Source organism: Embleya sp. AB8 (assembly GCF_049739465.1).
GTDB lineage: Bacteria > Actinomycetota > Actinomycetes > Streptomycetales > Streptomycetaceae > Embleya.
The window spans coordinates 1-12,503 of the sequence record NZ_JBMHHY010000039.1 but is presented as its reverse complement, the minus strand read 5'-3'; the positions used below and the strand labels follow the sequence as shown (position 1 = coordinate 12,503).

Below are 12,503 nucleotides of genomic sequence, written 5' to 3'. Positions count from 1 at the left end.
AGCCCGGCGACTCTGAGTACCGCCGCAGCCATTGGTCTATACCTGTCCCGGTGGACCGCAGGCGGTGGTGCACCTGTACGCCGGAATACCGGGATCCGTTCGCGGCCACTGCGGATCCCCGTCCCACCCGCGTCGTGTCCCCCATCCGCGCCGACCGTCCCATCCGCGCCGATTCGTCCCACCCGCTCCCGCCGACCCCAGGACGGTCGGCCGAGAGCTCCCGCAGGAGATCTCCCGTACGTCCCCAGGATCGGCAACTCCCTTACCCGGAGGGCTTCATGAAGTCTCGCCACCGGGTCGCGGCACTCGCCGCGACCTGCTGTCTGGCGCCGCTGACGATCGCCGCGCTCGCCACCGGCACGGCACAGGCACACGGCACGCTGAGCAATCCGCTCAGCCGTACCGGCACGTGTCGCGCCGAGAACCCGGAGAACCCCACATCGGCCGCCTGCAAGGCCGCGGTCGCGGCCGGCGGCACGCAGGCCGTGTACGACTGGAACGAGGTCAACCTCGCGGACGTGGCCGGCCGGCATCGTCAAGTGATCCCCGACGGCAAGTTGTGCAGTGCCGGCCGGGACAAGTACAAGGGCTTCGACCTGCCGCGCGCCGACTGGCCCGCGACCACGGTCTCCGCCGGCGCCACGTTCAACTTCCTGTTCCGGGCCACCGCGCCGCACCGGGGCACGTTCTCGTTCTACGTCACCCGGGACGGCTACGACCCGACGCAGCCGCTGAAGTGGTCGGACCTGGAAGCCACACCGTTCCTCACCCAGACCGATCCGCCGCTGGATGGTGGCTCGTTCGTGCTGAACGGCCGGATGCCGACGGGCAAGACCGGGCGCCACCTGATCTACGTGATCCACCAACGCTCGGACAGCCCCGAGGCGTTCTACTCGTGCTCGGACGTGGACTTCACGGCCGCGCCCGCGCCGGCCGCGGCCCGGGTGAACCCGGCGACCGCACCGCTCGCGCACGAGACCGGCGCGCCCTACATCGAGCCCGCCGGACACAACCACGAGAGCATCAACGAGGCCCCGGTCGCCGCAGCCATGCCCGACCACGGCCCGGCCGGCGTCCCGCGCGCGGCTGCGGTCGGCGCGGCCGGCGCGGGTGCGCTGATCATCGTCGGCGGCGGCGCCGTCGTACTCACCAACCGACGCCGCGAGGCCCGCGCCCGACGCTGAACCCGCGCCGAGCGCCCCACGAATGCCACCTCCGGCCCGGCGACGTCGCCGGACCTGACCAACCCGGAGTCCCCCGCCGGGCCGGAGGTGGGCACACACTCGGCCTCCCGCCGACCATTTGGCCACGCACACGGCCACGCGCCGATCATCTGGCTACAGATCGTCCGGCCACCGATCGTTTGGTCGCAGATCGTCTGGTCGCAGCACCCCGACCGTCGATCGTCCGGCCACCGATCGTCTGACCACAGATCGTCCGACCACAGACCACCCGACCGCCGCCCGCCGTCCCGCCACCCACCGTCCCGCCACCGACCGTCCGGCCACCCGGCGGTCCCCGCCGTCCCCATCTCGTCCGCAGAAAGCGGGAGTTCCGATGAGACGACCACGTCCGCTGCGCACCTTGACCACCGTGTTGGCCACCGCCGCCGCGTCGGTGGGACTCGTCCTGACCGGCGGCGGTGCCGCGCATGCCGCCGCAGTGGCCACCCCGATGCCGGCACATGTGTTCGCGCCGTACTTCGAGGCCTGGACCGGTGAGAGTCCGGCTACCCTTTCCGCGGCGTCCGGCGCGAAGTACCTGACCATGGCCTTCATCCAGACCCAGAGCAAGGGCTCGTGTACGCCGTACTGGGGCGGCGACACCGGCAAGCCGATCGACCAGTCCTCGTTCGGCGCGGACATCGCCAAGATCCGCGCCGCCGGCGGCGATGTGATCCCGTCCTTCGGCGGCTACACCGCGGACAACACCGCCACCGAGATCGCCGACAGCTGCACCGACGTCAACGCGATCGCCACCGCGCTGGAGAACGTGATCTCCACCTACGAGGTCAGCCGGATCGACCTCGACATCGAGGACAACTCGCTGACCAACCCGGCCGGCATCGACCGCCGCAACAAGGCGCTCAAGCAGGTGCAGTCCTGGGCGGCGAGCACCGGGCGTCCGCTGCAGATCCAGTACACCCTGCCGACCACCACCTCCGGCCTGGCGGACAGCGGCCTGGCCGTACTCCAGAACGCGGTCACCAACGGCACGAAGATCGACCTCGTCAACATCATGACGTTCGACTTCTACGACAATCAGCCGCACCAGATGGCCAACGACGCCAAGAGCGCCGCGACCGGCCTGAAGAACCAACTGGCGCAGCTCTACCCGAACAAGAGCCAGGCCGACCTGTGGGCCATGGTCGGCGTCACCGTGATGCCCGGCGTGGACGACTTCGGCGCGGCCGAGACGTTCACCACCGACGACGCGGTCACCACCTACAACTGGGCGAAGACGCAGGGCATCAGCCACCTGTCGATGTGGGCCCTGCAACGCGACAACGGCAACTGCCCCGGCGGCGCGGCGGCCGACAACTGCTCCGGAATCAAGCAGGACCTGTACCAGTTCACGCACACCTTCGCGCCGTTCACCAACGGCGGCGGACCGGTGGTCAACGACTTCTCGCTGAGCCTGAACCCGGGTTCGGGTACGGTCGCCAAGGGTGCGAGCACGTCGGCCACGATCAATACCGCGGTCACCTCCGGCACCGCGCAGAACGTCGCACTCACCGTGTCCGGCGCGCCGAGCGGGGTCACCGCGACGATCACCCCGACCTCGGTCACCGCGGGCGGCTCGGCCACGCTCGGCATCGCCGTCTCGGCGTCGGCGACGGCGGGCACCTATCCGCTCACCGTCACCGGTACCGGTCCCTCCGCGACGCACACCGCGACCTACACACTCACCGTCAGCGCCGGCCCGGTGGTCAACGACTTCTCCCTGGCGATCAACCCCGCCTCGGGCACCGTCGCGCAGGGCGCGAGCACAACCGCGACGATCAGTACGGCGGTCACCTCCGGCAGCGCGCAGAACGTCGCGCTCACCGTGTCCGGCGCGCCGAGCGGGGTCACCGCCACGGTCAACCCGACCTCGGTCACCGCGGGCGGCTCGGCCACGCTCACCGTCGCCGCGTCGGCTACCGCGACGCCCGGCGTCTACCCGCTGACGGTCACCGGCACCGGTCCCTCCGCCACGCACAGCGCCGGCTACACCCTCACCATCGGCAACCCGGGTGGCGGCGGCCTGCTCAACGGAGACTTCGAAAGCGGCTCGCTCGCGCCGTGGACCTGCCAGCCCGGCGGCACGGTGGTCACCACCCCCGTGCACAGCGGCTCGCACGCCCTGCAGGTCGCGGCCGGCGCGGCGCAGACCGGCGAGTGCAGCCAGACCGTCCAACTCGCCCCGAACTCGGCCCACACGCTGACCGGTTGGGTCCAGGGCAACTACGCCTACCTGGGCGTCAGCGGGGGCGCGACCGCAAGCACGTGGGCCTCACCGGGGTCCACGTGGACCAAGCTGACCGTGCCGTTCACCGTCGGCGCGTCCGGAAGCGTGACCGTCTACCTGCACGGCTGGTACGCGCAGGGCTCGGTCTACGGCGACGACTTCGCGATCAGCTGAGGCCATGAATGATGCCGGGGTCGGTGTCGCGACTCCCGCCGGATTTGCGGGACCGGCCCCGAGCATCCGTGTCGATCGCCCCCAAAACCCCGGTCGCCGGCTCGCGTCCCCACCGTGAGCCGGCGCCCGGTTGCCGTGGGGGCTCCTGCCCGAGTTCGCCCACCCGACATGCGAGACTGCTGCGCAGATCCGCAGAGGGAGCAGCGCAGTGCACTTGGACCGAACCGATCTGGACCTGGTCCACGCGCTCCAGGCCGACGGCCGATTGACCTACGAGGCACTGGCCGGCCGGGTCGGCCTGTCGAGGGTGGCCACCCGGGCCCGGGTGCAACGCCTCCTGGACGAGGGCCTGGTGCGCATCGTGGGCGTCGTGCACCCGGTGGTGCTCGGCCGAACGAGCATGGCCCACCTGTCGATCGCGGTCGACGGCCCGGCCGCCCCGGTGGCCCGCGCGGTGGCCGACCGGTCCGAATCGGTCTTCGTCACGATGACCGCGGGCCGCGCCCCGGTGGTCGCCGAACTGCGCGCCGCCGACTTCACCGCGCTGGCCGACGCGATCGCCGCCGTCCGCCGGTTGCCCGGGGTACGCGCCGTGGACACGGTCCCCTACACCCACGTGCTCAAGGACCCGTACACCCCATCGCGCGACCCCGACCCGATCGACCTGGACGACCTCGACCGGCAGATCCTCGAGGCCCTCCAGCCCGACGGCCGGATGCCGTTCGCCGAACTCGCCCAGCACATCGCGCTGTCCCCCGGCGCCACCAGGGCCCGCACGCTGCGCCTCCTCGACGCCGGCGTCTTCCGGGTGGCCGCCCTGGTCCGCCCCGGCACCCTGGGCCTGGGCCAACTCGTCGGCTTCGCCCTACGCCTGACCGACCCGGCCGCCACCCTGCCCGAGATCGTGGCCCACCCGAGCATCCAATTCGTCGCCGCGTGCGTCGGCCGAGCCGACGCGGTGGGCACGGTAGGCGCCGACTCGACCGAGGACCTCCTGACCGCCCTCGACCAACTCCGCACCCTCCCGGGCGTCCACGACCTGGAAACCTGGCTGCACCTGGAAATGATCAAAGAACGCTACGACACCCACCTCCTCAACACCCGCTGACTCGGCGCCCGTCGGTCAGCGACGCCAGGTCGCGACCACCTCGTCCGGCCCCCAGCGCAGGCCGAGCGACTCGTGGGGCACGTCGGCGGCGATGCCGGACAGCGAGACCACGCCGAGGGCGGTGGTGTCCCGGCCGAAGCCGGGCACCTGGGGCGCGGCGGCGGTGAGGTCGGCCAGGTCGTGGCGATCGAACGGGCCGGACAGCCACTTGATGGAGCCGACCAGGCGGACCTGGTTGGCCACCGGCGCACGATCCACGGCCACCAGGTCCAGCTCGGGGTCGAACCGGCGGTTCCACCAGCCGCCGACTGCCTCGATGTCGTCCCACGGCAACGCGCCGTCCCCGGCGGCGAGTTCGATCGCCTCGCGAACGAGCGGCTCGACGGCCCGGCCGCGCCAGGTAGCCCAGCGGCGCTGGATCACCCGATACGCGGCCTCCGGCCGGCCGCGCCGCACCTGCTCGTGGGCCACGCGCAGGATCGCCAGGTACAACCGCAGATTGCTGTCCTGGACCCGGTACAACGCGGGTTTGCCCGGTCGGGTGGAGAGCGGTTCGTCCATGGCGAGGACCCGCTTCTCCTCGACGAGCCGGCGCAGTACGGGGGAGAGCGTGCCAGAGGGGACCGCGCCGCTCCTGCCGCCCGCCGTCGCGGCGATGTTCGCGTGGGTGCGATCGCCGCCGCCCACCGCTTCGAGTACGCGCCGGACATGGTCGGGGGCGGGGAATTCGGCGGACAGCGACGACTCCGGGATGCCGAAGACCGGTGAGGCCGGGTCTGCGCACTCGGCCTCGAGGAACGCGAGTGCCGGCGTGCCGTGCGGCCAGGCGCGCAGGATGCCGGGCAGGCCGCCGCAGACCAGATGCGCGTCGATGGCGTCGGCCGCACCGAGCCCGAGCGCCTCGCCGGTCTCGGCCGGATTGAGCGGGCCGAGCACGAGGTTGTCCGCGCGGCCGTAGAAGGGCCGGTCGTACGCGGTCAGCCGTTCCATCATGTGGAGGTCGCTGCCCAGGAGCAGCATCAGGACCGGGCGTCTGGACAGCAGCCGGTCCCACGCGGTCTGGAGCGCACCGTCGAAGAGCGTGTCCTGTTCGGCCAGCCAGGGCAGTTCGTCGATCACCACGACGGTGGGCCGATCCGGCAGGACGGCGGCCAGGGCCCGGAATGCGTCGGGCCAGCTGCCCGCGCTGACCGAGGGCACCAATTCGGGATCCGTCGGCAGCGAGGACTCGGTCAACTCGGTCAGGAAATCCGCGACCGCTTCGACCGGGGATGCGCCCTTGGTGGCGGTGAAGAACACGTAGGGCACCCCGGCCGTATCGCAGAACTCCTGCACCAACCGCGACTTGCCCACCTGCCGCCGCCCCCGCAGCGCAACCGCGTTGCCGACCCCGGACGCGGCTACCCGCTCCAGCCGTTTGGCCAACAACGCCAGTTCCAGCCGTCGACCGACGAACGACACATGGACTCCCAATTGGGTGGATGCAATCTACGTAGATTCGATCTACCCAAAAGTAGCCGATGCGATCCACCCCGAAGCAACCTTGATTCGGCGCGGACCGACCGACGAAACGTCGGTAGGTCCGCGCCGGACGGGATGAAAAGTTTGTTCTACAGACCTCTAGTGCTCTATTCGGCGTTGACCTACTGTTCTGGCAGACGAAACGTCATTCGATGGGTTCTCTCGCCGACGAATCGTCTTCGTCCCGTAGTCGCCGTCGAGCAGGAGCGCCGCCATGTCCACCCGCACCACCCGCACCACCACCGTCGGTACCGCCGATTCCGCGTCCGCCGCCGAATCGGATCGCACGCTTCTTGTGGCCGGTGGGCCCGTGTACACCCAGGGGCCCGCCGGGTGCGTCGAGGCGTTGGCCGTGCGGGGGGAGCGGGTCGTGCACGCCGGGAGCGTTGCCGAGGCGCGCGCCGTGCTCGGGCGGGTGGATGACGAGGTGGATCTGGCCGGGCGCACCGTGCTGCCGGGGTTCACCGATGCGCACTGTCACCCGGTGATGTACGGGCAGAACCTGGCCTGGGCCGATCTGCGGCCCGAGGTGGTCGGCGACCTGGATGCGATGGTGGCCACCCTCGTCGGATTCGCCGCCGGGTTGCGGGCCGATACGCCGATCCGGGGCTTCGGGTACGAACATCGCCGGCTGGCCGAGGGGCGGCACCCGTACGCCCGCGACCTGGACCGGGTCGCGACCGATCGTGAGGTCTACGTGATGAACGCCTCGGGGCACGGGGGCGTGGTCAACACCCACACGTTGCGAAAGTACGGGATCACCGCGGGCACCCCCGACCCGATCGGCGGCCGGATCGGGCGGTTCGCGGACGGGACGCCCAACGGCGAGCTGTGGGACGGCGCCTGTGACCTGCTCACCGGGCCGGACGGGGTGAAGATCGCCAACCACGGGCCCAACTTCCACCTCGACGACCCCGAGGACGAGATGCGCGGCCACCTGCTGCGCGCCCAGGAGACCTTCCTCGCCGCCGGCGTCACCACCATCGGCGACGCCCAGGTCTCCCGCCGGGAGCTGGAGACCTACCTGCGCGGGCGCGACGCCGGCGACCTCAAGCTGCGCGTCTCCGCCTACCTGACCTCGGCCCTCCTGGACACCGCGCTCGACCTCGGGCTGTCCCGCTCGCTGGGCGACGACCGCTTCCGGATCCAGGGCGTCAAGCTCTACGCCGACGGCACCCTCGGCGGCTGGACCGCGTACTTCCCCGAGGGCTACGCCGTCGACTGCTGCCACCACGGGCAGCTCTACCACGACCCCGCCGAGTACGCCGACCTGGTCCTGCGCGCGCACCGCGCCGGCCTCCAGACCGCGACGCACGCCCAGTCGCCGTACGCGATCGGGATGGTCCTGGACGCCGTCGAGAAGGCCCAGGCGGACACCCCGCGCGCCGACCCCCGACACCGGATCGAGCACTGCGGTCTGCCCACGGACGACGAGATCGCCCGGATGCGCGACCTCGGCGTACACGCCTGCCTCCAGCCGCAACACCACCTGCGCACCGGCGACGGCACGCTGACCGCGCTCGGCGACCTCGGCCACCGCTACAACCCGACCGGCCTGCTCAAGGCCGCCGGCACCGCGTTTGCGCTCAGCTCGGACGCACCGGTCGCACCGCCCGCCCCGTTCGAGGCGGTTGCCGCCGCCGCGACCCGGCGCACGGTACTGGGCACCCTCCTCGGCACCCCCGAGATGCGCCTGCCGCTCGCCGACGGCCTGCTCGCCCACGGCGTCGGCGGTGCCCGGGCGCTGCACCGCGAGCACGCGGTGGGCACACTGCGCCCCGGACTGCTGGCCGACTTCGTGGTGCTCGCGACCGACCCGTACACCGTCCGGGACCCCGCCGCGTTCGCCCGACTCGGGGTCGAGGAGACCTGGATCGGCGGCACCCGCGCCTGGCGCGCCTGACCCGTCCCCGCAGCGCCTGTCCGTCCGGCGCCCGTCCGCCGAGCGCCCGTCCCCCTGGGCCCGTTCCCCCCGGCACCCGTCCCTCCAGCGCCGCCCCGCCTACCCTTCACAAGGGTCACCCAGGATCAGGGAAGAACGATGACCATGCCCGCGAGCACCAGCACCAACATCAACACCACCCACAGCAGCGACCCACCCGCGCCGACCACGAGCGGCGGCGGCGTGGAGCAACACGGCTACGACTTCATCCCCGAGTCCGAGCGCTACATGACGCCGCGTCAGCTCGGCCTGTTCTGGATGGGCATCAACTCCTACCAGTTCTTCTTCGTGCTCGGCTCGCTCGCCGTCGGCATGGGTCTGTCCCTGGTCCAAGCCGTGATCACGGTCGTGGTCGGCAACGCGCTGTTCGTCCTCGTCGCGTACAGCTCGATCGCCGGACCGCGGGCCGGACTGCCCGCGCTCACCCTCAGCCGGGCCGCGTTCGGTGTGCTCGGCAACCGGGTCAACGCACTGTGTACGTGGGCGATGTCGCTCGGCTTCAAGACCGTCAACGGCCTGCTCGGCGTCTTCGCGGTGCTCGCGCTGTTCGAGCAGCTCGGCTGGCACCACCCCGGCGCGGTCGGGAAGATCCTGGCCACCACGATCGTGCTGGGCAGCGCCATCGTGATCGCGGTCACCGGGCACCGGATGTTGATCCGGGTACAGCCGTACTTCGCCGCCGCCGTCGCCGTCATCTTCGCCCTGCTCCTCGCCTTCACCATCGGCGACGTGGACTGGAACGCCCGCCCGGAACACGCGGTCGGCGGCTGGGACGCGGTCACCCTGATGTTGACCGCCGCCGCCCTGGTGGCCTCCGGGTCGCTGTCCTACCTGGTGGTCTCGCCGGACTACGCGCGTTACCTGCCTTCGGCCACCCCCGTACGCAAGGTGTTCCGCAACGTGCTCGCGGGCGGCGCCGGGATGGCCGTCTTCCTCGGCCTGGTCGGCGTACTGATCGCCACGCAGACCGACCTGTCCGACCCGGTCGGCGGGGTGAAGCCGCTGGTGCCGGTGTGGCTGTACGTGCTCTACATCGTCGCCTGCTTCACCGGCTCGATTTCCAACAACGCCTCGGTGTTCTACTCCTCGGGCCTGGCCCTCCAGGGCCTGGGCGTACCGCTGCGCCGCTGGGTGGCCACCGCGCTCGATGCGGTCCTGGCCCTCGCCGCGGTGCTGTTCATCCTGTTCGTCTACGACTTCGAGAAGGCGCTCAACGACTTCCTGTCCCTGGTCAACGTCTGGGCCGGACCGTTCGCGGCGGTGTGGATCGTGGACGGCGTGCTGCGCCGCTGGCGCTACGACCACACCGCGATCCACACCACCGACCCGAGCAGCCGCTACTGGGGCACCGGCGGGGTCAACGTACGCGGGATCGTGGCGATGGTGTGTGGCATGGTCACCGGATTGTCGACGATCCACTCGCCACTGATCGACGGATGGGTCAGCGCGCGGATGAACGGCGCGGACCTGAGCTGGTTCCTGCCGATCGTGGTGTCCGGGACGGTGTACTTCCTGCTCGCACGCGGGCGGGTACGGGCGGCCTGAACCGCCCGTACGCGGGTGGCCGGCGCAGCTGCGGCCACCCGCATGCGCCGTGCCACGTTTGCCAGTTCGTGCCGGTCGGCACGCATTCGCCGACCGCCGGGCGGGAACGGCCTAACCTGACCGCTGATCGAGCGCGGCCGCATCGTCCGCGAATCGCCAGGGGGCCGACATGGCACGGAACATCCGTACGCACCAGCCGCCCGGAACGCGCGTGGGGAGAGGCCGATGAGCTCGCCCACCGAGCTGCGACCGGCGGTGCCGCTACATCGCCTCGAAGTGCCCGCGCCGAGCATCCTGCCGTTCGCCGTCGGGTCGTTCGATTCGATCGGGCCGATGTCGCGGGCCGACTTCCCGCACCGGCACACCTTCCACGAGATCGCCGTGGTGACCGGTGGACGCGGTACACACGTGGTGGACATGGTGCCCAGGCCGGTCTGTCCGCCGCAGTTGTTCTTCGTCACCCCGGGACAGCTGCACTTTTGGCATCGCATGCACGAACTCACCGGCTGGGTCGTGTTGTTCAACGACGACTTCCTGCTCGCCCACCCCGAGGACCGGGACACGGTACGCGAACTCGCGGGCCGGGCGCGGCTGCGGCCCACGCCGGAGGCGGCGCCGGGACTGCTCGGGGTGGTGGCCGAGCTGCGCCGCGAATACACCGAGCAGGGCGAGGGGTTCATCCCCGTGCTCCAGGCGTATCTGCACGTACTGATCCTGCGCGCGGCACGGCTCGCGGCCCGGGACAGTCCGGACGCCGAGGCGGATCCGGATCCCGGCCCGACGGCCGCCATCGCGCAGCGCTTCGCCCGGTTGTTGGACGGGCCGGTGGACCTGGATCCGGAGGAGCGTACGGTCGGTGCGTACGCCGATCGACTGGGCGTCTCGGTGGGCCATCTCAACCACGCGGTCAAGACCGCCACCGGCCGCACACCGGGCCGGATCATCCGTCAGACGCAGGTCGTGGAGGCGAAAAGACTGCTGGCCGGGAGCGATTTGACGGTACGCCAGGTCGCCGATCGGGTGGGCTTCGCGGACCCCGCGTACTTCTGCCGGTTCTTCCGTCGGGAGACCGGGAGTACGCCGGGGGAGTACCGCCGCACGATCAACGCGAAGCACCACGAGGGCCGTGCTTTGTCCATCGACTCGCCCGAGCACCGCGAATAGGTTCAGACCAATCGCGAGTGGGCGGATCGATTCGTCGACCCTGCCCGCCCGTCCCCTCGCCGAGGAGGTCGCTGTGGACCCCGAGATCACCGATACCGATCAGGACGAGCCCGTCCGGCGTGGCATCACCCGCAAGAACCTGCTCAAGGCGGCCCTGGTGGCCGCCCCCATCCCGCTGTTGATCGGCGGCGTGCCCGCGCTGGCCCGGGCGCAGCGGAGCAACAGCGGCCGGTTGGCGCCGACCCCGTTCTGCCACGACGGCGACGAGCCGACGATCGACCAGACCGAGGGTCCCTACTTCAAGCCCGACTCGCCGCTGCGCACGGTGCTGGCCGATGCCAGTACGCCGGGTGTGCCGCTCAGCGTGTCCGGCTACGTGTTCGGTCGATCGTGTCAGCCGCTGCCCAACGTGCTGCTCGACTTCTGGCAGGCGAACGACAACGGCGAGTACGACAACGACGGGTACACCTTCCGGGGCCACCAGTTCACCAACGCCCAGGGCGCGTACACGCTGACCACGGTGGTCCCCGGCCTGTACCCGGGCCGCACCCGGCACCTGCACATGAAGGTCCAGGCGCCCAACCAGGGGATCCTGACCACGCAGACCTACTTCCCGGGCGAGCCGCGCAACAACACCGACACGATCTTCGACCCGCGCCTGCTGATGACGGTGCGTCAGGTCGGCAACGGCCGCGAGGCGTCCTTCGACTTCGTGCTCGACGTGACCGGGGTACCGCCGACCAAGCCGCCCACCGACCCGCCGACCGACCCGCCCACCGGCACCTGGCGGGTGGGCACGAACTACCCGCCCGGCAGCACCGCCACCTACGGCGGCCAGAACTACCGCTGCCTGCAAGGCCACACGGCACAACCGGGATGGGAGCCGCCGAACGTGCCGGCCCTGTGGCAGCGCGCCTGATCGACCCTCCAGGCGGAGGCGAGTCGATCCCGGGCCCCGGCGGCGCCACCCGCCGGGGCCTGCGCATGCAGGGTGGGGGCGTTTTTTGTTTGTGCGGCGGGATTGGGCTCGGTGCGCGGCCGTTGCTGCCCTGGACGGCTTCTCCTGGCTCGTGGTCGGGGGCGGTTGGCGGCTTGGCGTGGTGGTGTTGGGCTGGTGCCGTGGTTGGCCCTGGGTCTGGTCGGCGGGGCCGGGTCGTGGCGGCTGTCACCGCCTCGTCGTTGCACGTCCGCTCCGCGGCCGGGGTTTTTTCTTGGTGCTTCGCATCCGTTGTTGCCCGTCCACTACGTGGCCGTCACTGCCCTGGTCGGCTTCGCTGGCTCGTGGTCGGGGGCGGTTGGCGGCTTGGCGTCGTGCTGTTGAGCTGGTGCCGTGGTTGGCCCTGGGTCCGTTCGGCGGGGCCGGGTCGTGGGGGGTGGCCGCCGCCTCGTCGTTGCTCGTCCCCTCCGGGGCCGGGGTTTTTTCTTGGTGCTCCGCATCCGTTGTTGCCCGTCCACTACGTGGCCGTTGCCGCCCTGGTCGGCATCCCCCGACTCGTGGTCGGGGGCCGTTGTCCGCTTGGCGGCCTCGGTGGCCGGTGGCCATGCCGCGTTTCGCGGCCCGTCACGGCTCCCGCTCTCTCCTCGGGTCCGAAAACGGAT

At 71.1% G+C, this 12,503-nt stretch carries 8 protein-coding genes; 7 read left to right on the top strand and 1 reads right to left on the bottom strand.

Annotated features, from left to right (window positions below; genetic code table 11):
• Positions 1-278 precede the first annotated feature (278 nt).
• The 3 genes from ABIA38_RS40140 to ABIA38_RS40130 all read left to right on the top strand — a co-directional run bounded on the left by ABIA38_RS40140 (position 279) and on the right by ABIA38_RS40130 (position 4,732).
• Entirely contained in the window at positions 279-1,184 is a 906-nt protein-coding gene (locus tag ABIA38_RS40140; protein ID WP_424643924.1) for a lytic polysaccharide monooxygenase auxiliary activity family 9 protein, read from the top strand.
• Between the two features lie 373 nt (positions 1,185-1,557).
• Complete coding sequence (locus ABIA38_RS40135; RefSeq protein ID WP_424643923.1) at positions 1,558-3,624, top strand: glycosyl hydrolase family 18 protein; 2,067 nt, start codon at positions 1,558-1,560, stop codon at positions 3,622-3,624.
• Between the two features lie 208 nt (positions 3,625-3,832).
• Positions 3,833-4,732: an Lrp/AsnC family transcriptional regulator gene (locus ABIA38_RS40130; RefSeq protein WP_424643922.1), complete on the top strand. Its 900-nt coding sequence runs from the start codon at positions 3,833-3,835 to the stop codon at positions 4,730-4,732.
• A gap of 15 nt (positions 4,733-4,747) precedes the next feature.
• Here the strand turns inward: ABIA38_RS40130 and ABIA38_RS40125 are convergent, their stop codons facing one another.
• The gene (locus tag ABIA38_RS40125; protein WP_424643921.1) at positions 4,748-6,193 is read right to left on the bottom strand and encodes an ATP-binding protein; all 1,446 of its coding nucleotides are present in this window, start codon (positions 6,191-6,193) and stop codon (positions 4,748-4,750) included.
• 274 nt (positions 6,194-6,467) lie between these two features.
• Here ABIA38_RS40125 and ABIA38_RS40120 point away from each other — a divergent pair, with 274 nt between their 5' ends.
• The 4 genes from ABIA38_RS40120 (at position 6,468) to ABIA38_RS40105 (ending at position 11,823) form a co-directional block, all read left to right on the top strand.
• Positions 6,468-8,156 carry an amidohydrolase gene (locus ABIA38_RS40120; protein ID WP_424643920.1) on the top strand — a complete coding sequence of 563 codons (1,689 nt, stop codon included), beginning with the start codon at positions 6,468-6,470 and terminating at the stop codon, positions 8,154-8,156.
• Between the two features lie 138 nt (positions 8,157-8,294).
• Complete coding sequence (locus ABIA38_RS40115) at positions 8,295-9,740, top strand: purine-cytosine permease family protein (RefSeq protein ID WP_424643919.1); 1,446 nt, start codon at positions 8,295-8,297, stop codon at positions 9,738-9,740.
• Positions 9,741-9,965: 225 nt separating this feature from the next.
• A complete protein-coding gene (locus ABIA38_RS40110; RefSeq protein WP_424643918.1) occupies positions 9,966-10,904 on the top strand; it encodes an AraC family transcriptional regulator in 939 nt (312 codons plus the stop codon).
• A 73-nt stretch (positions 10,905-10,977) separates the two neighbouring features.
• Complete coding sequence (locus ABIA38_RS40105; RefSeq protein ID WP_424643917.1) at positions 10,978-11,823, top strand: carbohydrate-binding protein; 846 nt, start codon at positions 10,978-10,980, stop codon at positions 11,821-11,823.
• Positions 11,824-12,503 lie beyond the last annotated feature (680 nt).